Here is a 23,590-nt window from a genome sequence, read left to right as displayed (position 1 = left end):
CCCCGACCGGAGTCGGGGCCTTCGGCGTGCGTGGCGACGGGCACCCGTCCCCGCAGTTCGGGCAGCGCCCGTGTCAGCGGGACGCCGGTGTCAGGGGGATGCCCGTGTCAGGGGGCCATCGTCCCGCCCGTCACAGGGCGGGACGGGCCCGCGCCGCTCCGCGGCGAGCGGTCGCCGTGGGACGGACGGCGTGAGCCCGCCGGGGTCAGCGGCGTCCGTTCCGAACGTACCGGGTGTGCCGCGTGCGCCCGGGCTCTGGCCGCCGTCCCCGGATGGCCTGCCGCTCCCGTGGTCCCGGGCGCGGGACCACTGCTCGCGGCCTCCTGAGCGCCTTCGGCCGCCGCTCCGCCCAGCGCCTGCGGCAGCAGGACCGGCTCCGGCGCCACGGGGGCGGCCGGAACGGACTTCCCGGGCCTGCGGCGTGCCCGCCACTGTTCACGGACCGAGAGGATCAGGACCTCGGTACGCGTGATCAGCGGCTCGAACCAGGGCAGCGCCAGCAGGATCAGCAGGCCGGCCGCCCAGCCCAGCAGGACGTCGCTGAGCCAGTGCGTGCCGATGTAGACCGTGGTGAGGCCCACGCCCAGGGAGACGAACGCCGACAGGGCCGACAAGTAGCGCCTGGCGCGCGGCGTGGTGGCCAGGTAGGCAAGGATTCCCCAGGTCACGACGGCGTTGGCGGTGTGTCCCGAAGGAAATATATCGCCGCCGGCGTACAGCTCCGCGGAGCCGATCTGGGTGGCGTAGTGCGGGCCGAGCCGCCCCAGACCGAGCTTGACCGCGCCGACCGACAGATTGAGCAGCAGCAGCGAGGTGCCCAGAGTGAGCAGCGGACGCAGCGTGTGCTGGCGCCAGGAGCGCCAGCCCAGCCAGGAGGCGACCATCACGGCCGTGGGGCCACGCTGGCCGAGCACGACGTAGTAGTCGAGGAAGGCGTGGAGCTCCGGCCACTGCTGATAGGGCCGGAACAGCATGACCTTCCAGTCGAGAGCCACCAGCCAGGACGAGACGAGCACGGCAACGACGATGGCGAGATAGAACGCCAAAGTCCCGCCGAAGAGAGCGATGCGGTGACGGCTCATCCGCGGGATCTCTATCTTCGGCGGTTCCGGCTCCCGGTCCAGCCGGGCAAAGATGTCGGTACGCACGCAATGGACGTTACAGCGAGTGAGTGTGCGATCCGGCCGATCCCGCGTCTTTGTGATGACGATGTGATGTGGACTTTGTCTCAGTCCGGTATCCATTACCGATGCCGCAGGGAATGGCTTCGACTCCCTCCGCTATTCATCCGAGGCGTAATTCGCAGAAATGTTTGAGTGTCGACGAATTGGTGCAGTGCGACTCCGCCGAGCGTGAGCGGGACCATTCCGGACGGCCGTCCGGGTGTCGGCGGGCGGCTGCTGATCATGCCGTCGCCTCGGCGGGGTGGCGGCCGGGATGGCCCCCGCGCGCCGGATGTCAAGTGGTGTACGCCACACCCGGTGGCTGGTGAACGTATGAGCTGCACCACGCGTGACCACGTGGAACTCGCGTACGCTGACGGCTCACTCGCCCGTCGATGCCGGGCCCGGGGGACGCCGTGAGCCGGATCCCCAGCAGGTCTGCCGAGCGCGAGGGACTCATTGTGGGAGGTACTGCATGACTGGGACATCCACGGCCGTGAGCAGGCTGCGCGCCGCAGCCGACGGTGCCAACCGCTGGGTCGTCCTGGTCGTCCTCTGTCTCAGTCTGCTGCTGGTCGCGCTCGACGCCACCGTGCTGCACGTCGCCGTCCCCGCCGTCACCGAGGACCTGCGGCCCAGCGCCGTCGGCCTGCTGTGGATCGTGGACGCCTACCCGCTGGTCTGTGCCTCACTGCTCATTCTCTTCGGCACGCTCGGTGACCGGATCGGCAGACGGCGCGTCCTCCTCTTCGGTTACGCGCTCTTCGGGGTCGCCTCCGCGCTCGCGGCGACGGCCGACTCGCCCGGCGTGCTGATCGCGGCGCGCGCGCTGCTCGGCGTGGGCGGCGCGATGATCATGCCCGCCACGCTGTCGATACTCCGCCAGGTCTTTCCCGACCGCCGCGAGCGCGCGCTGGCCATCGGCGTGTGGACCGCGGTTGCCGCGGTGGGTGCCGCGGCCGGACCGGTGGTCGGCGGATTCCTCGTCGAGCACTACTGGTGGGGCTCCGTCTTCCTGATCAACATCCCCCTCATGGCGCTGATCCTTCCGGTCGGGCGCTGGCTCCTGCCCGAGTCCCGCGGCGAGGACGACGGGCCCTGGGACGTGCTCGGCGCCCTCATGGCGGCGGCCGGTGTGCTCGGCGTCGTGCTCGGGATCAAGCGGATCGGCGGCGAGGGGCTGCTGGACCCCGCCGCCCTCGCCCCGCTACTTGTCGGCGCCGTGCTGCTCGTCCTCTTCGTGCGCAGGCAGAAGAGGCGTACCCATCCGCTGATCGACATCGCGATGTTCTCCCGGCCCGCCTTCACCACGGCGGTCGGCTGCATCGTGCTTGCCATGCTGGCCCTGGTCGGTCTGGAGCTGATCGCGGTCCAGTACCTCCAGCTGGTCCTGGACCTGAGCCCGCTGGAGACCGGCCTGCGGCTGCTGCCGCTGACCTTCGCCGCGATGGCCGCCGGTGCCACGGGTTCGTACACGCTGAGCCGCGTCGGCCCCCGGCGGATGGTCGGATGGGGCTTCGTGCTCACGGCCGCAGCGGTGCTCCTGTTGACCCTGATGGGCCAGCACGACCGGCCCGTGCTGCTCACCGTCGGCTTCGTGCTGCTCGGCTTCGGGCTGCAGTCCACGCTGTTCGGGGCGTACGAATCGATGCTGAGCGAGGCGCCCGCGGAGCGGGCGGGCGGCGCCGCCGCGATCGGTGAGACGTCGTACCAGCTGGGTGCGGGCATGGGGATCGCCCTGCTCGGCAGCGTGATGAACGCCGCCTACGCGCCCGGATTCGCCCGGCTCCACGAGGAGGGCGTGCCCACCGCCGCCGGAGCGGCCGCATCGCATTCGCTGGGTGAGGCCTACCAGGTGGCCGACCGGCTGGGCGGCCCCATGGGGGACCTGCTGCGGGACGCGGCCCGGAGCGCCTTCGTCGACGGTCTGCATGTCACGCTGCTGGTCAGTGCGGGCCTGTTGCTGCTCGGTGCGCTGGCGGCCCTGCGCCTGCCGCGCCTCATGGACTGTCCTCCGGTGAAGGCTGCCTGCCGGGAGCCTTCACCGGCCGTGCCGGAGCAGTCGGCGGGACCCGGGAGCTCCGGCTCCGCGCCCCGCCGCGAGGTCCCTCCCCTTACGCCGCCGGACGGCGCGGGACGCCCGGTTCCCCGTCCCGCGCGCCGTGAACCCGCCGAGGTCACGGGATCTGGACGGGCGGCACGCTGAGCCGTAACGTCGGCACGGCGCCCTGACTACCACTGCTAGTTTCAGTACTGTGGCGCGTTTCTGTACCGTGCGAGCCGCCGGAGGCACCGTGTCCACCACCGAGTCCGCGAAGCCGTCGAAGCGGTCGACGAGGCAGCCGTTCGATCCGGGTGATCCCCTCGGCATCGACGATCTCCTCGACCCGGAGGATCTGGCGATCCGCGACACCGTGCGCACCTGGGCCACCGACCGGGTCCTCCCGCACATCGCCGAGTGGTACGAGAACGGAGAGCTCCCCGGTATTCGCGAGCTGGCCCGCGAACTGGGCTCGCTCGGCGCGCTGGGCATGTCCCTCCAGGGATACGGCTGTGCCGGGGCGAGCGCCGTCCAGTACGGCCTGGCCTGTCTGGAGCTGGAGGCCGCGGACTCCGGCATCCGCTCCCTGGTCTCCGTCCAGGGCTCCCTCGCCATGTACGCAATCCACCGCTTCGGTTCCGAGGAGCAGAAGCAGCGCTGGCTGCCCGGCATGGCGGCCGGCGGGACCATCGGCTGCTTCGGCCTCACGGAACCTGACCACGGCTCCGACCCCGCCGGGATGCGGACCTACGCGAAGCGTGACGGTGAGGACTGGGTCCTCACCGGCCGCAAGATGTGGATCACCAACGGATCGGTGGCCGGGGTCGCCGTCGTGTGGGCGCAGACCGACGAGGCGGGCGGCGGCCCGGGGATCCGCGGTTTCGTCGTGCCGACGGACAGCCCCGGCTTCTCCGCACCCGAGATCAGGCACAAGTGGTCGCTGCGCGCCTCGGTCACCAGCGAGCTGGTCCTGGACGGTGTGCGGCTGCCCGCCGACGCGGTCCTGCCGGGGGCCACCGGGCTGAGCGGCCCGCTCAGCTGTCTCAGCCACGCCCGTTACGGGATCGTCTGGGGGGCCATGGGGGCTGCGCGGGCGAGCTTCGAGGCCGCTCTGGACTACGCGAAGTCCCGCGAACAGTTCGGCCGGCCCATCGGCGGGTTCCAGCTCACCCAGGCCAAGCTCGCGGACATGGCCCTGGAGCTCCACAAGGGCATCCTGCTCGCCCACCATCTGGGCCGCCGGATGGACGCCGGCAGGATCCGTCCCGAGCAGATCAGCTTCGGAAAGCTCAACAACGTGCGGGAGGCGATCGAGATCTGCCGCACCTCACGCACGATTCTCGGCGCCAACGGAATCTCGCTGGAGTACCCGGTGATGCGGCACGCGACGAATCTCGAATCGGTGCTCACCTACGAGGGAACCGTGGAGATGCACCAGCTGGTGCTGGGCAAGGCGCTCACCGGCCTGGACGCTTTCCGGTAGGACTTTCCGGCGAGCGCCCCGCTCAGCTCTGGTTGAAGAAGCCGTCGGCCGGCCGGCCGACGGCTTCGCCGTTGACCACTCTGGTGTGGGCGGGGGTCAGCAGGAAGACTCTGGTCGCCACGCGCTCGATGGAGCCGCGCAGCCCGAAGGTCAGTCCCGCGGCGAAGTCCACGACGCGCTTCGCGTCGGTGGGATCCATGGCCGTGAGGTTGACGATCACCGGCACGCCGTCCCGGAAGAGCTCGCCGATGCCCCGCGCGTCCCGGAAGCTGTCCGGTGTGACGGTGGCGATCCGGCGTCCCGTGTCCTCGGCCTTCTCGGAAGCCACCTGCACGCGGGGGTCGGTCACCCATGGCTGATTCGTGCCGGTCTCCGCGTCCTCGGAGTACTCGTCGTCGTAGTACCGCTCGTCGTTGTCCTCCACGAGGCCCAGCCAGGCGCTCGCCTTGCGCACCGATCCCATGGACGCCTCCTCTCACCGCGGTTCGTTGGTGTTCCGCATCTCTTTCCTATCCCTATGGTCGTCCATGATGCGGATACAGCGCCAAGGGGATAGCCGCCGCACAGGCGATTCGTGACGCTACTGGTGCAGAACATGTGGCGATTCGTCAGGGTTCATACCGCATAAGGGGGCTTGCGGAAGGAAAATATGATGCCCCCGTCCGTACGGGTGACCTGGCGGGCGTACGGGTGAACGGATCGCTCGATACGATCGACGCCGCGCGCGGGTGAACGGGCGCGGCTCATCAGTGAACGGCTCCCGGGGGATCGTTGTGTTCGGAATCGTGAGGCCATGTACCCATCGGCTGTCCGAAGGTCTCAAGACGGAGTGGATGGCTCATCTCTGCGGTCTCTGCCTCGCGCTGCGCGCGGACCACGGACAGTTCGCACGGGTCGTCACGAACTACGACGGCCTGATCGTCTCGGTCCTGACGGAGGCTCAGACGGAGCGCACGGCCGGACAGCGGCGTACCGCCGGCCCCTGCCCGCTGCGCTCGATGCGGACGGCTCCCGTCGCCCGCGGTGAGGGGGCCCGTCTCGCCGCCGCGGTGTCGCTCGTGCTGGCGTCGGCGAAGGTGCGTGACCATGTGGCCGACCGCGACGGTCTGTTGAAACGGCGTCCGGTGGCCGCCGCCGCGCGCCGGGTCGCCGCGGGCTGGGACAGGGCCGGGGCGCGTACCGGGGCCGAGCTCGGCTTCGACACCGCGGTCCTGGTCGACGCCGTCGACCGGCAGACCGGCATCGAGTCCCTCGCCGGTCCTGGCACCCCGCTGCTGACGGTCACCGAACCCACCGAGACGGCGACGGCCGCGGCCTTCGCGCACACCGCCGTCCTCGCGGGCAGGCCGCAGAACGCCGCGCCGCTGGCCGAGGCGGGCCGGCTCTTCGGACGGCTCGCCCATCTGCTGGATGCGGTGGAGGACCGCGAAGCTGACGCCGCGTCGGGTGCCTGGAACCCGCTCACCGCGACCGGCACACCGCTCGCCGAGGCCCGCCGCCTGTGCGACGACGCGCTGCACGGCGTGCGCCTCGCGATGCGGGACGCGGAATTCACCGACGGCACCCTGGCGCACGTGCTCCTGGTGCACGAACTGCGGCGTTCGGTGGACCGGGCCTTCGGGCCGGCCTCGTGCTCGCACCAGCAGGGCGGGCAGCCCTCGGGGGCCTTCGGCCCGCCGCCCGGCAACCCGTACGCGCCCACCCCCGGTGGCCCGCAGGGCCCGCCGCTCCCGCCCGAGCCGCCCCGCAACAGGCGCGGCCTCATAGCAGGCTGTCTGGTCTGGGCCGGTCTCGCCTGCACCTGCCAGATGTGCTGTGCCGGCAGCTTCAACGACCCGTGGAGCGGCCAGGAGCGCGAAGGGCTCTGCCACAAGAACGACTGCAACGACTGGTGCGAGGGCTGCTGCGAGGGCTGCAACTGCTGCGGTAAGTGCTGCGAATGCTGCGACTGCGGGTGCGACTGCTGATCCGGCGCGGGGGCGGGCCGTCGCCGGACCGACGTCACCGACCTGACATCAGCCGGTCGTCTCCCCGGTTCACTTGATCTCGGGCGGGGAGATCTGCGACGTCTCGATCGCCGACTTCCCGGTGCCCCACTTCTTCAGGATGCGGTCGTAGGTCCCGTCCTCCTTCAGGCCGTTGACCGCCGCCTGGAAGGCGGGAGCCAGCGGGGTGCCCTTCTTGAAGGCGAAGCCGACGTCGAGCCGCTTGAACTCGTTGAGGAAGCGCAGCCCGTCCAGCTGGCTCACGGCGTAGCGCAGTCCGTTGATCGTGGACATCAGGACGTCGCTGCGGCCCTGCTGGAGCGAGATCCAGACGGCGGCCTGATCGGCGTACGTCTTGACCTCGTAGGGCTTCTCGCCCGCGTCGGCGCACAGGTGCTTGTTCTCCTCCAAGGTCGCCTCGAAGGTGGTCCCGGCGCCGGTGCCGACGGTCAGACCGCAGAGCTGCGTGAGGTCGGTGACCTCCTTCAGCTCGCTGTCCCCGCGGACGGCGAAGCCCTGCCCGTCGTTGATGTACGTCACGAAGTCGATCGTCCTGCGGCGCTCGTCCGTCACCCCGAAGTTGCCGGTGCCGAGGTCGTACTTCCCGCTCCCCAGGGCCGGCAGGATCGCCTCGAACGAGGCGACCTCGCGCTTCAGTTCCAGCCCGAGCGCCCGGGCCACCGCATCGGCGAAGTCGATGTCGGCGCCCGCGAGCGTCTTGCCGTCCTCCTCGTAGAACGCTCCGGGCGGAGCGCCGACGCTGGAGGCGAGGGAGAGCTCACCCGAGGCGCGGACGCCGGCGGGCAGCAGCTTCGCCGCGGCCTCGTTCTTCTTCACCGACGAGACCACATCGGTCTTCGGGGTCTTCGCCCGGCCCGCGGGCCCGGCCTGCGAGGCCGCCGGATCCCCCGATCCGCACGCGGTGAGCGAGAGAGCGGCCACGGTGATCAGCGCGAAGGCAGCGGTGTGCCGGGTTCGGGGCATTGCGGAGTTTCTCCGGGTTCGTCGACCGCGCTCCGGCGCGTGGGCAGCGCGGAGCGTCGGGGCGGGAGATCAGCTGTACGAGGGGAGGGCCCAGCGATGTTGTGTACGTGAAGGAACGCGTGGGAATCCGCTCCAGCGCCGAAGGGGGCGCGAGCGGGAAGAACGGAGACGCAGGGGGTCAGCTCAACAGGAACAGGACCACACGCGACCGAAGTCGATGTGGGAGCGGGTGACCAGCCACTGCTGCGAATACATGGCCCAAGTGGAACAGGCATCCGGTTGGACGTCAACTGATGTGAGACGTACGGCTCAGACTGTGGACAAGCTTGACAACAGCACCGGTGTGGCGCTTTTCTCTGAGACGGACCGGCGCTGAGGGGCCCGGTCCATGTTGTGTTACGCGTTGAAGGCACGCCCCGTGTTCGATCTCTGCATCCACGGAGCCTTCGCATGTCCGCGCAGACAGAAATCCATGCCCCGTCACTCCCTCCCCCGGTCGGCGGGAAACCCGGGGAAGCGACCCCGCGCATCGTCCCCGTACGCCGAACCGGTCAGTGGACAGCGGCTGTTGTCGTCCTGCTCCTCCTCGCGGGCGCCCTGGTGTCCGTCGTCCGCAACGACGCGTTCCAGTGGGACGTCGTGGGCGAGTACCTCACGACCGACTCCGTGCTGCGGGGCCTCGGCCTGACGCTGTGGCTCACCGCCCTCGTCATGGTGCTCGGCTTCGCCCTGGGCACTCTGCTGGCGGTGTTCAGGCTCTCCGCCAACAGGGTTCTCCAGGCGGTGAGCTGGGGCTACATCTGGCTGTTCAGGTCGACACCGCTGCTGGTCCAGCTGCTCTTCTGGTTCAACATCGGCGCCCTCTACCCGCAGATCCTCGGCGTCGACACGGTCAACCTCCTGAGCCCGATCACCGTCGCCGTCATCGGCCTCACGCTCCACGAGGCCGCGTACGCCGCCGAGGTGGTCCGCGGCGGGATCCTCTCCGTCGAGCGCGGACAGCTCGAGGCGGCCCAGTCGCTCGGCCTCGGGCCCTGGCGCCGGCTCCGGCGGATCGTGCTGCCACAGGCCATGCGGTCCATCGTGCCGCCCGCCGGCAACATGCTGATCGGGACCCTCAAGGGCACCTCCATAGTCAGCATCATCGCCGTGCAGGACCTGCTGTACTCCGTGCAGCTCGTCTACCACCGCACCTACGAGGTCATCCCGCTCCTGCTGGTCGCCACGCTCTGGTACGTCGCCGTCACCTCGCTCCTGTCCATCGGCCAGTACTACGTCGAACGTCACTACGCGCGCGGCACGGCGGGCGCACGGTGAACGATGCACCGACGCTCGTCGTCATCGGCGGCGGCCCACGCGGCACCGGCGTCATCGAGCGCATAGCCGCCAACGCCGCCGAGCTGTACGGCGACCGGCCCCTGGAGATCCACCTCGTCGATCCCTACCCGCCGGGCGGCGGCCGGATCTGGCGGCAGGACCAGTCCCCGCTGCTCTGGATGAACTCCATGGCCGAGGACGTCACCATGTTCACCGACGACACCGTCCAGCTGGACGGCCCGGTCCGCCCGGGCCCCGCCCTGCACACCTGGGCCGCGGACGTCCGGGAGGGGCGGACCGTCATCGGCGCCGACCCCACGGTCCTGGAGGAGATCCACGGCCTGGGCCCCCAGGACTTCCCCAGCCGCAGGCTGCAGAGCGCCTATCTGCGCTGGGTGTACGAACGGGCGCTCGCCGCGCTCCCGCCCGGCATCACGGTCCACGAGCACACCGGCTACGCCCTGAGCGTCCACGGCCCCCGCGGCGGCCGGCAACGCGTGCGGATCCAGGGGCGTACCGAGCCGCTCGTCGCCGACCTCGTCGTCCTCACCGTCGGGCACCTCGACGCCGAGCCGGACACGGAACAGCAGGAGCTGGCGGCCTTCGCCGCACGTCACGACCTGGTACACCTGCCGCCCGACTTCACCGCCGACACCGACCTGACGGCCCTCACGGAGGGTGAACCCGTCCTCGTGCGCGGCTTCGGCCTCGCCTTCATCGACCTGATGGTGCTGCTCACCGAGGGGCGCGGCGGGCGCCACGAGAACGGGGCCTACATCCCCTCCGGCAGGGAGCCCGTCCTGTACGTCGGATCGCGGCGGGGCGTCCCGTACCACTCCAAGATCGGCTACACCTGGCAGGGTGAACGTCCGCCCCTGCCCCACCACTTCGGTGCCGGCCAGGCGGAGGAGATCCTGAACCGGCCGGGGCCCGTGGACTTCCGGCGCGACCTGTGGCCGCTGATCACCAAGGAGCTGGGTCACGCCCACTACCACCGGCTGTTCACCGCCCATCCCGAGCGCACCGCCGTGGATCCCGGCGACTTCGAGGAGAAGTACGCCGTCGCCGAGCCCGGCAGCCCCGAGCTCGCGGCGCTCGTCGCCTCGGCCGTTCCCGACCCCGCCGACCGGCTCGACCTCGACGCCCTCGACCACCCGCTCGACGGGGTGCGCCACGCCTCGTACGACTCGCTGCAGGACGGGCTGCGCGCCTACATCACCGCCGACCTCGAACGACGGCACGACCCCCGGCACAGCCCCGACCTCGCCGTGTTCCTCGGACTGCTCTCCGTCTACGGGCAGTTGACCCGTCTCGGCGACATAGGCCAACAGTGGCACGGCTTCTTCAGCTACCTGGCCTCCGGGCCGCCCGGCCCCAGGCTGCGTCAGCTCCTCGCCCTCTCGGAGGCCGGTGTCGTCCGCTTCGTCGGCGCGGGCATGACCGTCGAGTCCGACGAGGAGCGGGGCGTCTTCCGGGCCCGCAGTGCCACCGTGCCCGGCGCGTACACAGAGGCCCGCGCCCTGGTCGAGGCCCGCCTGCCGGACCCGTCGCTGCGCACGACCCGCAGCTCCCTGCTGCGCGGTCTGCACGCGGACGGCGCGGCAGGCACCGACACGGGCCTGCTCTCCGTCGATCCCGCCGACAGCCGGATCCTGGACAGCGACGGCCGCCCCCACCCGCGCCGCTTCGCCCTCGGTCCGTTCACCACAGCACGCTCCAGCGGCGCCTTCACCCGGCCGCGCACCGGCGGCCCGGCATTCCGCCAGAACGACTCCACCGCCCGCACGGCGCTCGCATTCCTGCGCGACCTCTCCTGTCGTGACCGCCTCACCGCGTGAGCAGGGCCCCTCGCACTCCTGTCGCAGAAGGAACCCACACCATGTCGCTGACCAGCGATCCACCCGTCCACCCACCTGCCGCCACCGCCGCCGAGGAGCGGGCCGCCGACGAGTACGCGGCCCTGAAGGTGGTCCCCGTACGCCACCCCTGGCGCTGGGTGGCCGTCGCGGCCACGGCCGTACTGCTCGCCCAGTTCCTGAACGGCCTGGTCACCAACCCGGGCTGGGAATGGGACGTCTTCGCCCGCTTCGTCACCACCGAGACCATCCTCCACGCCGTCTGGGTCACCCTCCAGCTGACCTTCTACGGCACGGTGATCGGCTTCGCGCTCGGCATCGTCCTGGCCTTCATGCGGCTGTCGGCCAGCCCGTTCCTCAGGGCGGTCTCGTACGCGTACATCTGGGCGTTCCGCTCCATCCCGCTGATCGTCCAGCTGCTCTTCTGGTTCAACCTGGCCTACCTCTACAAGGAGCTCGAATTCGGCATCCCCTTCGGGCCCGGCTTCGTCTCCTTCGACACGATGAACCTGGTCGGCGCGATGAGCGCCGCCGTCCTCGGGCTCGCCCTGCACCAGGCCGCGTACGCGGCGGAGATCGTCCGGGGCGGCGTACTGGCCGTGGACAGCGGCCAGTTGGAGGCGGCCGCCGCACTCGGCATCCCACGGCTGCGGCAGCTGCGGCGCATCGTGCTGCCCCAGGCGATGCGCTCCATCCTTCCGAACGCCGCCAACGAGATCATCTCCCTCTTCAAGGGCACCTCGATCGTCTCCGTCATGGCGATCGGCGAGCTCTTCTACCAGGTCCAGGTCGTCTACGGGCGCAACGGCCGGGTGGTGCCCCTCCTGATGGTCGCCACGGTCTGGTACATCCTCCTGACCACCGTGCTCTCCGTCCTCCAGCACTACGTCGAACGTCACTACGCCAAGGGGGCCGTGCGATGAGCGCACCCACAGAAGAAGTCGCCGGGTCCGACGCCATGGTCGAGATCCGTTCCGTGCACAAGAGCTTCGGCCCGCTCCAGGTCCTCCGAGGCATCGACCTGACCGTGCGCGCGGGGGAGGTGACCGTCGTCCTCGGCCCCTCCGGTTCGGGGAAGTCCACACTCCTGCGCACCATCAACCACCTGGAGAAGGTCGACCGGGGCTGGATCAGCGTCGACGGCACCCTGGTCGGCTACCGCAGGTCCGGCGACAAGCTGTACGAGCTGCGCGAGCGCGAGGTGCTGCGCCAGCGGACCCGGATCGGCTTCGTCTTCCAGAACTTCAACCTCTTCCCGCACCTCACCGTCCTCGAGAACGTCATCGAGGCCCCGGTCGCAGCCCTCGGCCGTCCCCGCAAGGACGCCGTGGCCGCGGCGGAGAAGCTCCTGGCCCGTGTCGGGCTCGCCGACAAGGCGGGGGCCTACCCGAAGCAGCTCTCCGGCGGCCAGCAGCAGCGCGTCGCGATCGCCCGCGCTCTCGCCCTGGAACCGAAACTGCTGCTCTTCGACGAGCCGACGTCGGCGCTCGACCCCGAACTCGTGGGTGAGGTGCTCGACGTCATCAAGGACCTGGCCCGCGGGGGCACCACGATGATCGTCGTCACGCACGAGATCGGCTTCGCCCGCGAGGTCGCCGACACCGTCGTCTTCATGGACGAGGGGCGGATCGTCGAGCAGGGCCCGCCCGCCGACGTACTCGACCACCCCGTCCAGGAACGCACCCGCGCCTTCCTCTCCAAGGTCCTCTGAGCCATGTCCCCCTCCGCATCCCCGCCCGTGTCCCCCCAGTCAAGGAGCAGTCACATGTCAGTCCGCCGCACCCTCACCGCCGTACTCGCGACCCTCACCGCCGCCGGGCTGCTGACCGCGTGCGGGAGCAGCGACGCGGCCGAGGACGTGATCCGCCCGAAGGGGGAGAAGGACACCGGTATCAACATCGGGCCCGACCAGAACCGCATCAGGGGCGAGAAGGTCGACGCCATCGCGGCCAAGGTGCCGGCCGCCGTCCGTGAGCGCGGCACGCTCCGGCTGGGCGCGAGCGCCGACGCCTCACCACCGCTCGGGTTCTACGCGACCGACGACAAGACGCGGATCGGCAGCGAGATCGACCTCGCGACCCTGATCGCCGACACGCTGGGGCTGGAGCCTGAGTTCGAGGAGGTCTCCTGGGAGAACCTCTTCGTGGGCCTCGACAGCTCCAAGTTCGACGGGGTCCTCTCCAACGTCACGGTGACCGAGGAGCGCAAGGAGAAGTACGACTTCGCGACCTACCGGCTCGACAACATCGCCTTCGAGGCCAAGAAGGGCTCCGGCTGGAAGGTGAAGGGGCCGGCCGACGTGGCGGGGAAGACCATCTCGGTCTCCTCCGGCACCAACCAGGAGAAAATCCTCGTCGACTGGAGCGAGGAGAACGTGAAGGCCGGGCGGAAGCCCGTGGAGATCAAGTACTTCCAGAAGGACACCGACTACTACCTGGCCCTCCAGTCGGGCCGCATCGACGCCTACCTCGGCCCGAGCCCTTCGGCCAACTACCACGTGGCCTCGGCCGGACAGTCCGAGATCATCGGCACGCTCTCCGGCGCCGGTGACGGCGTGCAGGGGAAGATCGCCGCCACCACGAAGAAGGGCAGCGGACTGGCCGAGGCGTACGGCGCCGCGATCGACCACGTCATCCAGGACGGTTCGTACGCCGAGGTGCTCAAGCGCTGGGGTCTGTCCAACGAGGCGGTGGAGAAGTCCGAGATCAACCCGCCCGGCCTCCCCAAGACCGAGAACTGACCCCGAGAGGTCCCGCATGTCCGCCACCAGGCCACTCCACCTCGCCGCCGAGATCGGCGGCCCGCCGCGCTACGACGCCGCCTCCCACGTGGCGCTCGCGCGGCTCGCCGAAGGGGGAGCACTCGACTTCGTCACCCTGGGCGACTCGTTCGCGCGCCCCGGCCCCGACGCACTCGCCGTACTCGCCCGCGTAGCCCCGGCCACCAGCCGCATCGGCCTCGTGCCGACCGTCACCACCACCCACACCGAGCCCTTCCACATCTCGTCCGCCGTCGCCACCCTCGACTGGGTCAGCGGGGGCCGGGCCGGCTGGCAGGCCGATGTGTCGACGACCGAGGCCGAGGCCCGGCTGTTCGGCCGGCGCCCGGCCGCACCCGCGAGCGCGTTGTGGCAGGAGGCGGGAGAGGCCGCCGACGCCGGAGCACGGCTGTGGGACAGCTGGGAGGACGACGCGGAGGTCCGGGACGCCGCCACCGGCCGGTTCATCGACCGCGACAAGCTGCACTACGTCGACTTCGAGGGCAGTACCTTCTCCGTCCGGGGCCCCGCCATCGTGCCCCGGCCACCGCAGGGCCGGCCCGTCACCGTGATCGACGGCACGAGCGGGCCCGCCCGTGAGCCCGCCGCGCGGTACGCCGACGTCGTACACGTGCGCGCCACCTCACCCGAACAGGCGGCCTCGCTGCGCGACGACCTGCGCCGCGGCGCGGCGGCCCACGGCCGGGACCCCGACAGCCTGCGGGTCCTGGTCGCCCTCACCGTCGACCTCGGCGACGCCGAGACCGCACCCGAACCCGGACTGGAGAGCGGCCCGCAGCTCGCCGGACGGGGGACCTACTTCCGGGGCGGCCCGGTGGACCTCGCCGAACTGATCACCCAGTGGTACCAGGGCGGAGCGGCCGACGGCTTCCACCTCACCCCCATCACACCGGAGCGCGACCTCGAGAGGATCGTCAACGGAACCGTGGCCCTGCTCCAGCACCGCAGCCTGTTCCGCACCTTCTACCCGGGCGGCACGCTCCGCGAGCACCTCGGCCTGGGCCGGCCGGCCAACCGTTACGCGCCCGCGAGGACCCCGGAGGGGACGTCATGAAGCAGATGCACCTCGCAGCCCACTTCCCGGGCGTCAACAGCACCACCGTGTGGGCCGATCCCCGCTCGCGGAGCCAGATCGACTTCACGTCCTTCGAGCACCTGGCGAGAACCGCGGAGCGCGGGAAGTTCGACTTCTTCTTCCTCGCCGAGGGGCTGCGCCTGCGCGAGCACAACGGGCGCATCCACGACCTGGACGTGGTGGGCCGTCCTGAATCCCTCACGGTGCTGAACGCGCTGGCGGCCGTCACCGAACGCCTCGGTCTCGCCGCCACCGTCAACGCGACCTTCAACGAGCCGTACGAGCTCGCCCGTCGCCTCGCCACGCTCGACCACCTCAGCGCGGGCCGCGCCGCATGGAACGTGGTGACCTCCTCGGACGCGTTCACCGGCGAGAACTTCCGCCGCGGCGGCTACCTCGACCGGGCCGACCGCTACACCCGTGCCGCCGAGTTCGTCTCCACGGCGCGTGAGTTGTGGGACTCCTGGGCCCCGGACGGCACCTCGCGGCCGTTCGCGCACTCCGGGCGGCACTTCGAGATCTCCGGGGAGTTCACCGTCCCCCGCTCACCCCAGGGGCACCCCGTCGTCATCCAGGCCGGGGACTCCGACGAGGGCCGGGAGTTCGCCGCGTCCACGGCCGACGTCATCTTCACCAGGCACGGCACCCTGGAGGCCGGGCGGGCCTTCTACGCCGACGTCAAGGCGCGCCTCGCGAAGTACGGCAGGCAGCCTGACGACCTCAGGATCATGCCCGGTGTCACCGTCGTCGTCGGCGACACCGACGCGGACGCCGAGCAGGACGCCGCCGAGATCCGCCGTCTGCAGGTCTCCCCGCAGAACGCGATCCTCGCCCTCGAACAGGTCTGGGGCCGCGACCTCTCCTCGTACGATCCCGACGGGCCCCTCCCGGCCGTCGACCCGGACCCCGGGTCGAGCATCGTGCAGGGCAGGGTCCGGGTCGCGGACCCGCTGGGCGTGGCCGCGAAATGGCGGGCGCTCTCCGAGTCCAAGGGGCTGTCGATCCGGGAGACGGTCATCGAGTCCACGGTGCGGCAGTCCTTCATCGGCTCCCCGGAGACGGTCGCCGCGGACCTGGAGAAGTTCGTCGCCACGGATGCGGCCGACGGCTTCATCCTCGTACCGCATCTCACCCCGGGAGGCCTCGACGACTTCGTCGACCGGGTCGTCCCGCTCCTCCAGGAACGCGGAGCCTTCCGCTCCGAATACACCGGCTCCACGCTGAGGTCGCACCTCGGCCTCGCGGAGCCGGTGTGGAAAGGTTGACGGCATGAGCACGGACGCACAGCAGGACAGCGAGGAGTTCCACGCCTGGCAGCGCTGGCACGAGGGGCGCATCGTCGCCGTGGCCGCTCCGCACGGCCCGCTCTCCCTCACCGGCACGCACTGGCTCGCCGACCATCCGGAGGGTCGAATTCCGGCCGTACCCGGGCTATGGCGCGAGGACGGCGACGAGGTGGTGCTCATCGCCGCGCCCGAGGACCGGCTCACCGTCGACGCGAAGCCGCTTGCCGGCGAGACCCGCCTCGGCGCCGACCGGGGCCCCATCGACACGTCCAGAGTGGCTCAGGGCGAGCGCCGGCTGGTCGTGCTGAGCCGTGAAGGCCTCTGGGCCGTAAGGGACTTCGACCCCCGGTCCCCGGCCCGTCAGGCCTTCCGGACCATCGACGCCACCCCGTACGACCCCAAGTGGTCGCTGGACGGTACCTTCCGGCCGTACGGCTCCGACCGGACCGTCCGCGTCGAGAACGCCGACGGGCGCGAGCGGGGTCTGGGACTGGCGGGCGAGATCGCCTTCACCGTGGACGGCGCCGAGCACACCCTCCAGGTGGCGGTCGAGCCCGACGGTTCGCTCTGGGCCGTCTTCGCCGACACGACCAGCGGGGACAGCAGCTACCGCTTCCGCTTCCTGCGGCCCCCGGCACCGGACGGGAACGGCAGCGTGCGGGTCGACTTCAACCGCACCCTGCTGCCTCCGTGCGCCTTCGCCGATCACTTCATCTGCCCCTTCCCGCCACCGGGCAACACCCTCACGGTGGCGGTCCCGGCGGGGGAGCGGAACCGGATCGACGGCTGACCCGCCCGCGGGACTCAGCGGCACGGCGCACCGGCCCCAGCAGCCACAGGGCTGCCGAGGGCCGGTGTGTCCGTGTGCCGAAACGGCCGAAAAGGCACCCTTGCGGGGCACATCGGCGTCCCGTGATACTCCCGAGCAGCGTCCGTCATAAGTCATGACACTTCCGGAATTCGAACGTGTTTCGGAACGTGTCAGTGCCTCATGACCGCGCCTCACGGGTCCGCCCACCCCACAGGCGGACCCCCGGTTCCCCTCGGGAGGAATGACAAGTGAGGATCAAGCGCAACACCCCCCTCAGCGGCAGCACGCCAAGACGCGTCCGCGTCACGGCTGTCACCGCCGGTCTCGTCGCCGTCGCCGCGCTCGCCGCCTCCACCACGGCCGAGGCCGACCAGGCCGGGACGTACAGCGCGGCTCAGCTCGGCGCGGCGGGCGCAGCCGTGCTCGAAGCCGACGTCGCCGGCACCGCCTGGAACGTCGACCCGGCGGCCGGACGCCTCGTCGTCACCGTGGACAGCACGGTCTCGCGGGCGGAGATCAGAAGGATCAAGGAATCGGCGGGCGCCGAAGCGGGCGCCCTGCGCATCGAACGCACTCCCGGAAAGCTCAGGAAACTGATCTCGGGCGGCGACGCCGTCTACGCCGACGGCTGGCGCTGTTCCCTCGGCTTCAACGTCCGCAGCGGCACCACCTACTACTTCCTGACGGCAGGTCACTGCACCGACGGCGCGGGCACCTGGTGGACCGACTCGGCCCGCACCACCGTCCTCGGCACCACCACGGGATCCAGCTTCCCGGTCAACGACTACGGCATCGTCCGTCACACCAACAGCTCGGTCACCAAGTCCGGCACCGTCGGCAGCCAGGACATCACCAGCGCGGCCGACGCGACCGTCGGGATGTCCGTCACCCGGCGGGGCTCCACCACCGGAACCCACAGCGGCACCGTCACCGGCCTCGGCGCCACCGTCAACTACGGCGGCGGCGACATCGTCTACGGCATGATCCGCACCAATGTGTGCGCCGAACCCGGCGACTCCGGCGGCCCCCTCTACTCGGGCACCCGGGCGATCGGTCTCACCTCGGGCGGCAGCGGCAACTGCACCTTCGGCGGGACGACCTTCTTCCAGCCGGTGACCGAAGCGCTGAGCGCGTACGGCGTCAGCGTGTTCTGACCCGTAAGGGCACCGCCGCGCTCCTGTGAGCCCCCGCCGATTCCGGTGGGGGCTCCCGTTCGAGCCGCGGCTTTTGAGAGGATGTCAGGAGACACGGCCACAGAGGCACCACGGGGGCGGGCGCTGTGCCCGTCCGGAGGGATGCCCTCCGGGAACCCCCGGCAGACACCAGGGGGTTGCAGGTCCGTGAAACGCATCGGAGTGACCGGTCACCGCTCCATCCCCCACGAGCTCCACGCGCATGTGCTGGAAGGGCTGGAGGCGGCGCTCTGCGGACACGAGGGCTCCCTCGAGGCGCTCTCCAGCCTGGCCGTCGGCGCGGACCAGCTCTTCGCCGACGTCGCCCTCGCCCACGGCGCCGAGCTGACCGTGGTCATCCCCAGCGGTGACTACGAGGACGGCTTCGCCGACGAGGCGGAGCTCCTGCGCTACCGTGCGCTCAAGGCCCGGGCCGCCCGTGAGATCCGGCTGGACTTCCCGCACTCCACCGACGAGGCCTACTACGCGGCGGGTGCCTACATCGCGGACCACTGCGACCGGCTGCTCGCGGTCTGGGACGGTCTGCCCGCGCGAGGTCTCGGAGGCACCGGCGACATCGTGACGTACGCCCGCAGCCTGGGGCGGCCGGTCACCGTCATCTGGCGCGACGGAGTGGAGCGCGGCTGAGCCCACGCGCTCACATCCGGTGCCTGACCAGCCAGTCAGTGTGCTCGGGCGAGACGATCCGCTCGGTCTCGAACACGGCGGCCGCCCACTGCCGCTCGGTGAGGGTGGTCTCCATCGCGGCCTGCATGTTCTCCAGGTCCTCCTCGACCAGGGAATGAGCGGTCACCAGCGGGTGGTGGCGGCGCATCTCGTTCCAGGCGAGGCACGCCGCGGCGGCGGCGGAGAACGTCCCCGTCAGCGCGAACGAGCCGGCGCCGCCGAAGGTCTGCAGCACCGCGAGGACCAGTGCCGGGAGAGTCAGTGCGGCTACGGTGCTCGACCAGACGAGCGCACCGCGCCGCGACACCAGTCTGCGCCTGCGGTACCAGCGCCGCTGCTCGATCAGCCTGTCCCGGACGTAGGTCTCCTTGCGTACGGTGAATGCCTTGCCCCGCAACTCCCGCATGGACTCGGTGATGAGGCCGCCGCCCGAGTCCGCCATCTCCTCCCTCGGATCGTCCCAGCCGACCTTCCGCAGCTCCTGGAGCCCTTCCTCGAGCCGACTGGCGAACACCGCTTCGGGGTGCTGGACCGCGGAGTCGAAGGGGGAGCCGTGGACCGCGTAACGCCAGCAGTTGGACTTGATGAACTCCGCTGCGGAGCGGTTGAGTTGCCAGTGCGACTTTGCTTTGCGCCGGGAGCCGAGATAGGTCGTGATCAGGACACCGAGGAAGGCCAACACCGCTATACCATCGAGGAGTTGGATGCCGGACCCGATCTCGGCATGCCAGGGCAGGGCTGCGGGCAGGGTGCCGACGACGAGCAGGACGAGCTGGCCGCGGGTGGTGTTGACCGCCTCACGCTGGCGTGCGACGGCGACGGCGTCCGTGTGGTGGAAGAGTTCGGGCAGATCAGCGCTCCTGAAGACCATGCTCTGCAGTGGCCCTGGAATCGCGGTCATGTTCACCCCCGTGTGCAGTTGTTGTGGCCGTCGTCCGGCCCGGCCGTCCGCGGCCGCCCCTCGAGTGAGCTGCCCGGAGGCGGGGAAGGGCCTGCCGGGCCCCGCCGGGGCCATGAGAGTAGGTCGCGCCTCCGTGTACTGCAATGGCGCCTTCGGGCCACGAAGGGCCCTCCTGCCCGAAATGGCACTCTCGTGCGACCGAACGCCCATGTGGAAGGATCCCGCGACGTCCGTGCTGCACGGGGGAGTTGCCGCCGAGCGGGAGCGTGCCACCCCTCGGGTCACTGGGAGGATGCATGGCTGCGGGTTCCGGAGACGCTGTTCCGTCCCCTCTCGCCCAGCGCAGGGTCCGCCGTAGCCCGTTGCTGTTCACGGCACCTCTGGTGATGCTGGGGGTGCTGACGCTCGTCCTCGTCTGGGAGTCGGTCCGGGGGAACATCGCGCCCGACGCGCGGGCGGAATGGCCCTGGCGTCTGCAAGTGCTCGACATGGAGGCGCTCGGCAGTCTGCTGGCCGTCGCGGTCGGTGCCGTACTCGCCAGGGCCCAGTACGCCCGCACCGTGCGGCCCTATCTGGGGTGGCGGGGGTCGTGGACCAAGGGGCACCTCCGGGGGGACTCACAGGCGTGGACTGTGGGCGTACTGAACGGAGGCCAGCACATCGCGACCGTCGAGTCCTACGAATGCCGGGTGGTCCTGGCCGGCGGCGACCGGCACACGTGTTCCCGGTGGACCGACATCTCCGTGGCCGTGGCCGAACTGGGCCGTGCGGGGCTGGTGGTCGCGGAGGACTTCCAGCTCGTCGAGCTCGGAGTGGGCTTCCCCCTCGTCGGGACCAGCAGCTATGAAACCGTGCTGATGGGCGCTTTCTCGAAGAAGTTCGTCGAACGGGTCGACGCGCTCCACGTGCGCATCAGGGTGACCGATGTCGTGGGGGACAGCCATGAGCGCACCGGGGACTGCATGAGGGGCGCGAGGGCGAACGCGCACGCTCCGCTCGACTGACACTTCCGGCGGCTGCCCTGCGCGACGTGTGCCCCGGCGAGGCGTCTCACGAGCCCGAATGAGTGAATACGGCTCGGATGGAGCCCAGTTGTCCTCCCGGACCCGACGCCGTCGACCGCTGCCGTTCAGGTTGTTCTGCGAGTGGTGGGGCGCCGGCGGGTGTGCGGGGGGCGGGCGGCGCGTTCGCGACCAGAACCATGAGGTGGGCCGAGCGGGCCCGTGGGGCGGGGCGGTCCGCGGTTCCCGGCCCGGCTGTTACTCCGTCACCCGGGCGGCTCAATGGGTGCAGGTGATTTCGGTCTCCACAATTCGGCGTAAACACAGGATTTCCTCTCACGTCGGCGTTTGCGGGGGGCCGGGGGCAGAGTAAAGTCATGCCGCCGGACACTGTGAATATGCAGGTGCCGGCTGTGATCCAGTGTCCGGAAACAATCCATCAAGGACGGCCGTGAAGACCTACGAAACCTCCCCCTCCTTCGCCATCGCGAAGAAGAGCCGTGTGCCGCTCGCCCAGATCGACGCCCGTGGCGCCGACGCCTCCAGGAAGATCGGGCGGGTATTCGGTACCTCCACGAGTCGCTCCACACAGACTTCGACCTTCAGTTCAGCACTCTGAGCCGAGTGCTGAGGTGGCTAGACTGGGGTAATGACAGGACCCCTGGTCCCCTTTCGCGAGGTTGTGCTCAAGGTGCACAGCAGATGCGATCTTGCGTGCGACCATTGCTATATCTATGAACATGCAGATCAGAGTTGGCGCACCCGCCCTAAGTCCATCTCTGACGAGGCCATTTCATGGACTGCTCGACGATTGGCCGAGCATGCCTCGGAGCATGCACTCGATTCGATGTCAGTGATCCTGCATGGAGGCGAGCCGCTCCTGGCCGGCCCGGCGCGACTGCGCCGCGTCTGCGAGGAGCTCACCTCGGCGTTGAACGGTATCGCTGAGCTGGACCTCAGGATCCATACGAACGGCGTCCAGCTCAGCCCCCGCTATCTCGACCTCTTCGACGAGTTCGGCGTCAAGGTCGGCATCTCGCTCGACGGCGACCGTACGGCGAACGACCGGCACCGCGTCTTCGCGAACGGCCGTTCCAGTCACCCTCTGGTCCTCAGAGCCGTGGAGCTGCTGCGCCAGGACCGCTACCGGCACCTGGATCTCGGGTTGTTGTGCACCATCGACATCCGGAACGATCCGGTCGAGGTGTTCGACGCCCTCGCCGAACTCGACCCTCCGCAGGTCGACTTCCTCCTGCCGCACGCCACGTGGGACGAGCCCCCGCTCCGGCCGGACGGCTCGCCCACCGCGTATGCCGACTGGCTCCTCGCGGTCTTCGACCGCTGGGCGGAGCAGGGGCAGAAGGTGCCGGTGCGGCTGTTCTCCTCGGTCCTGTCCACCCTGAGCGGCGGCCCGAGCCTCACCGAGTCCCTCGGGCTCGCCCCCACGGACCTGGTCGTCATCGAGACGGACGGGCAACTGGAGCAGGTCGACTCGCTCAAGAGCGCCTACGAGGGGGCGGCGGCCACCGGATTCGACGTGTTCTCGCATTCCTTCGACGACGTCGCCGCCCATCCCGGAGTCAGGGCACGGCAGCTGGGCCTGGCCGGCGTGAGCGAGACGTGCCGGGCGTGCCCCGTCGTACGGTCGTGCGGCGGAGGCCTCTACACGCACCGCTACCGCTCGTCCAACGGCTTCGACAACCCGTCCGTCTACTGCACCGACCTCGCGACGCTGGTGCGGGCCGTCGAGGAACGCGCCACCGCCTCCATCGGTTCCCGGGCGGTCGCCGAGCCGGCCGAACTGGCCGAGGCCGGGCAGGACCTGAACCGAACCCTCCTCGCCGCACTCCACGCCGGGATCGGCGAACGCGGACACGCGTACTGGGACCAGGCATGGGAGCTGGCGGCCGAGGCGGAGGGGACCGAGCGGGGAGCCGGTGCCCTGGACGAGGTGCTCGGCCACCCGTACACCCGCACCTGGCTGCTCGACGCGCAGCGGGCGCCGGAGGACCCGGCCCACGGGGCCCGGGCCGCCGGACGGCTGGCCGCATCCGTGGCGGCGGCGGCCGTCCTGGCACGACTCGAACTCACTGTCCCCGTGCCGTTCGACGACGGCAGGCTCTTCCTTCCGACCCTCGGCGAAGTGCGGATCGGTGAGCCGGGTGAGCGGGGAAGAGCCCTGGTGCGAGCTGCCGGGGAGGGGTTCGAGGTCGGGAGGGAAGGCTCGGCGGGAGCGACGCGCGTCGCCGCCATCGGGGAGGAAGCCGCCGACTGGAGCCCGCTGCGCCTGGTGGGTGGTGACGGAGGACCCGGGTTCGTGCTCGACGACCTGGACCCGTACCGCGACTGCTTCGACGCCCCGGTCGCCTCGCGGCTCACCCCGCACGAGGCCGCGGAATGGGGCGTACGCCTGGTGTCGGCCTGGGAGCTGCTGCGGCGGAAGGTCCCCGAACAGGCGGCGGAGGCGGCGAGGGCCCTGGTGACCCTGACTCCTCTCGCCACGGGCCCGACCCGGGCCGGAGGACACGGTTACGGGGCGCTGGGCCTGGGCGTCGACGGTGGTGACGACGAACTCGCCCTCGCACTGTTGCGCGGATTCAGGCGTACGAAATTCCTGGCGCTCGTCGATGTGACGGATCTCTACGCCGCGGACGGGGAATGGGAACACCGGCCCCCCTGGAGCCAGAAATCCCTGCCGTTCTCCCGGTTGCTCTCGGATACTTTCGAACGAGTGGGGACCGGACTGTTCGAGCCACGGTTCCTGGACGGTATCCGGGAGGCACTCGACATGATCGAGGCGGCTCCTGAACTGACCGTCGACGGAGCGCGGGCAGTAGCCGGACTCCGGAAAGAGCTTGCCGGCAGCACGCATGGAACTTCTGGGGAAGAAAAGCCGCGAGACCGATTCCGGGCACGATCAAGAGTGGCCGGGCGGAGGACGGATGACTGAAAAGCAACGGTGAATGACCGAACCACAGGGGGGTGGAGTGCGGTCCGCTCCGTAATGATGAATTCGCTCGCATCCTTCATTTCACTCTCTTGATGCGAG

General features: G+C 70.3%; 20 protein-coding genes. 16 read left to right on the top strand and 4 right to left on the bottom strand.

The features are described 5' to 3' along the window. Window positions 1-107: 107 nt before the first annotated feature. Window positions 108-1,148 (bottom strand): phosphatase PAP2 family protein, encoded by a 1,041-nt coding sequence (locus tag HED23_RS23365; protein ID WP_203185341.1) that lies wholly within the window; start codon window positions 1,146-1,148, stop codon window positions 108-110. Window positions 1,149-1,638: 490 nt separating this feature from the next. On the opposite strand from HED23_RS23365, the gene HED23_RS23360 reads away from it, so the two are divergent. Both HED23_RS23360 and HED23_RS23355 read left to right on the top strand, forming a co-directional pair. Then, complete coding sequence (locus HED23_RS23360) at window positions 1,639-3,369, top strand: MFS transporter (protein ID WP_203185340.1); 1,731 nt, start codon at window positions 1,639-1,641, stop codon at window positions 3,367-3,369. 88 nt (window positions 3,370-3,457) lie between these two features. Next, entirely contained in the window at window positions 3,458-4,687 is a 1,230-nt protein-coding gene (locus tag HED23_RS23355; protein WP_203185339.1) for an acyl-CoA dehydrogenase family protein, read from the top strand. A 22-nt stretch (window positions 4,688-4,709) separates the two neighbouring features. On the opposite strand, the gene HED23_RS23350 is transcribed toward HED23_RS23355, so the two are convergent. Further along, a complete protein-coding gene (locus HED23_RS23350; RefSeq protein ID WP_203185338.1) occupies window positions 4,710-5,150 on the bottom strand; it encodes a cell division protein SepF in 441 nt (146 codons plus the stop codon). Window positions 5,151-5,460: 310 nt separating this feature from the next. Here HED23_RS23350 and HED23_RS23345 point away from each other — a divergent pair, with 310 nt between their 5' ends. Next, a complete protein-coding gene (locus HED23_RS23345) occupies window positions 5,461-6,654 on the top strand; it encodes a DUF5685 family protein (protein WP_203185337.1) in 1,194 nt (397 codons plus the stop codon). A gap of 69 nt (window positions 6,655-6,723) precedes the next feature. On the opposite strand, the gene HED23_RS23340 is transcribed toward HED23_RS23345, so the two are convergent. Continuing rightward, entirely contained in the window at window positions 6,724-7,656 is a 933-nt protein-coding gene (locus tag HED23_RS23340) for an ABC transporter substrate-binding protein (RefSeq protein ID WP_203185336.1), read from the bottom strand. A 450-nt stretch (window positions 7,657-8,106) separates the two neighbouring features. Here HED23_RS23340 and HED23_RS23335 point away from each other — a divergent pair, with 450 nt between their 5' ends. The 10 genes from HED23_RS23335 (at window position 8,107) to HED23_RS23290 (ending at window position 18,600) form a co-directional block, all read left to right on the top strand. Further along, window positions 8,107-8,973 carry an amino acid ABC transporter permease gene (locus HED23_RS23335; RefSeq protein WP_203185335.1) on the top strand — a complete coding sequence of 289 codons (867 nt, stop codon included), beginning with the start codon at window positions 8,107-8,109 and terminating at the stop codon, window positions 8,971-8,973. Next, the gene (locus HED23_RS23330) at window positions 8,970-10,811 is read left to right on the top strand and encodes an FAD/NAD(P)-binding protein (RefSeq protein WP_203185334.1); all 1,842 of its coding nucleotides are present in this window, start codon (window positions 8,970-8,972) and stop codon (window positions 10,809-10,811) included. Before HED23_RS23335 ends, HED23_RS23330 begins: the two co-directional genes overlap by 4 nt. 41 nt (window positions 10,812-10,852) lie before the next feature. Continuing rightward, entirely contained in the window at window positions 10,853-11,752 is a 900-nt protein-coding gene (locus HED23_RS23325) for an amino acid ABC transporter permease (RefSeq protein WP_203185333.1), read from the top strand. A 35-nt stretch (window positions 11,753-11,787) separates the two neighbouring features. Beyond that, the gene (locus tag HED23_RS23320) at window positions 11,788-12,540 is read left to right on the top strand and encodes an amino acid ABC transporter ATP-binding protein (RefSeq protein ID WP_203187605.1); all 753 of its coding nucleotides are present in this window, start codon (window positions 11,788-11,790) and stop codon (window positions 12,538-12,540) included. 54 nt (window positions 12,541-12,594) lie between these two features. Further along, window positions 12,595-13,569, top strand: coding sequence for an ABC transporter substrate-binding protein (locus HED23_RS23315; RefSeq protein ID WP_203185332.1), 975 nt, complete (start codon window positions 12,595-12,597; stop codon window positions 13,567-13,569). A gap of 16 nt (window positions 13,570-13,585) precedes the next feature. Continuing rightward, window positions 13,586-14,662 carry an LLM class flavin-dependent oxidoreductase gene (locus tag HED23_RS23310; protein ID WP_203185331.1) on the top strand — a complete coding sequence of 359 codons (1,077 nt, stop codon included), beginning with the start codon at window positions 13,586-13,588 and terminating at the stop codon, window positions 14,660-14,662. Then, window positions 14,659-15,948 (top strand): NtaA/DmoA family FMN-dependent monooxygenase, encoded by a 1,290-nt coding sequence (locus HED23_RS23305; RefSeq protein ID WP_203185330.1) that lies wholly within the window; start codon window positions 14,659-14,661, stop codon window positions 15,946-15,948. Before HED23_RS23310 ends, HED23_RS23305 begins: the two co-directional genes overlap by 4 nt. Window positions 15,949-15,952: 4 nt before the next feature. Further along, on the top strand, window positions 15,953-16,759 hold the full coding sequence (locus HED23_RS23300; protein ID WP_203185329.1) for a DUF1684 domain-containing protein: 807 nt from the start codon (window positions 15,953-15,955) through the stop codon (window positions 16,757-16,759). 269 nt (window positions 16,760-17,028) lie between these two features. Further along, on the top strand, window positions 17,029-17,934 hold the full coding sequence (locus HED23_RS23295; protein ID WP_203185328.1) for a S1 family peptidase: 906 nt from the start codon (window positions 17,029-17,031) through the stop codon (window positions 17,932-17,934). Window positions 17,935-18,120: 186 nt separating this feature from the next. After that, window positions 18,121-18,600: a hypothetical protein gene (locus tag HED23_RS23290; protein ID WP_203185327.1), complete on the top strand. Its 480-nt coding sequence runs from the start codon at window positions 18,121-18,123 to the stop codon at window positions 18,598-18,600. A 10-nt stretch (window positions 18,601-18,610) separates the two neighbouring features. Here the strand turns inward: HED23_RS23290 and HED23_RS23285 are convergent, their stop codons facing one another. Continuing rightward, window positions 18,611-19,540 carry a DUF4231 domain-containing protein gene (locus tag HED23_RS23285; RefSeq protein WP_203185326.1) on the bottom strand — a complete coding sequence of 310 codons (930 nt, stop codon included), beginning with the start codon at window positions 19,538-19,540 and terminating at the stop codon, window positions 18,611-18,613. 296 nt (window positions 19,541-19,836) lie between these two features. Between HED23_RS23285 and HED23_RS23280 the strand changes: the two genes are divergently transcribed. The 3 genes from HED23_RS23280 to fxsBH all read left to right on the top strand — a co-directional run bounded on the left by HED23_RS23280 (window position 19,837) and on the right by fxsBH (window position 23,491). Beyond that, the gene (locus HED23_RS23280) at window positions 19,837-20,544 is read left to right on the top strand and encodes a hypothetical protein (RefSeq protein WP_203185325.1); all 708 of its coding nucleotides are present in this window, start codon (window positions 19,837-19,839) and stop codon (window positions 20,542-20,544) included. A gap of 448 nt (window positions 20,545-20,992) precedes the next feature. After that, the gene (fxsA, locus tag HED23_RS23275) at window positions 20,993-21,160 is read left to right on the top strand and encodes an FxSxx-COOH cyclophane-containing RiPP peptide (RefSeq protein ID WP_203185324.1); all 168 of its coding nucleotides are present in this window, start codon (window positions 20,993-20,995) and stop codon (window positions 21,158-21,160) included. 30 nt (window positions 21,161-21,190) lie between these two features. Next, window positions 21,191-23,491 (top strand): radical SAM/SPASM protein FxsBH, inactivated beta-hydroxylase extension form, encoded by a 2,301-nt coding sequence (gene fxsBH, locus HED23_RS23270; RefSeq protein WP_203185323.1) that lies wholly within the window; start codon window positions 21,191-21,193, stop codon window positions 23,489-23,491. Window positions 23,492-23,590 lie beyond the last annotated feature (99 nt).

This window comes from Streptomyces pratensis, from assembly GCF_016804005.1.
GTDB classification, from domain to species: Bacteria; Actinomycetota; Actinomycetes; order Streptomycetales; family Streptomycetaceae; genus Streptomyces; species Streptomyces pratensis_A.
Note: the sequence above shows the minus strand (reverse complement) of the source record. Positions and strands in the feature narration are given on the sequence as shown.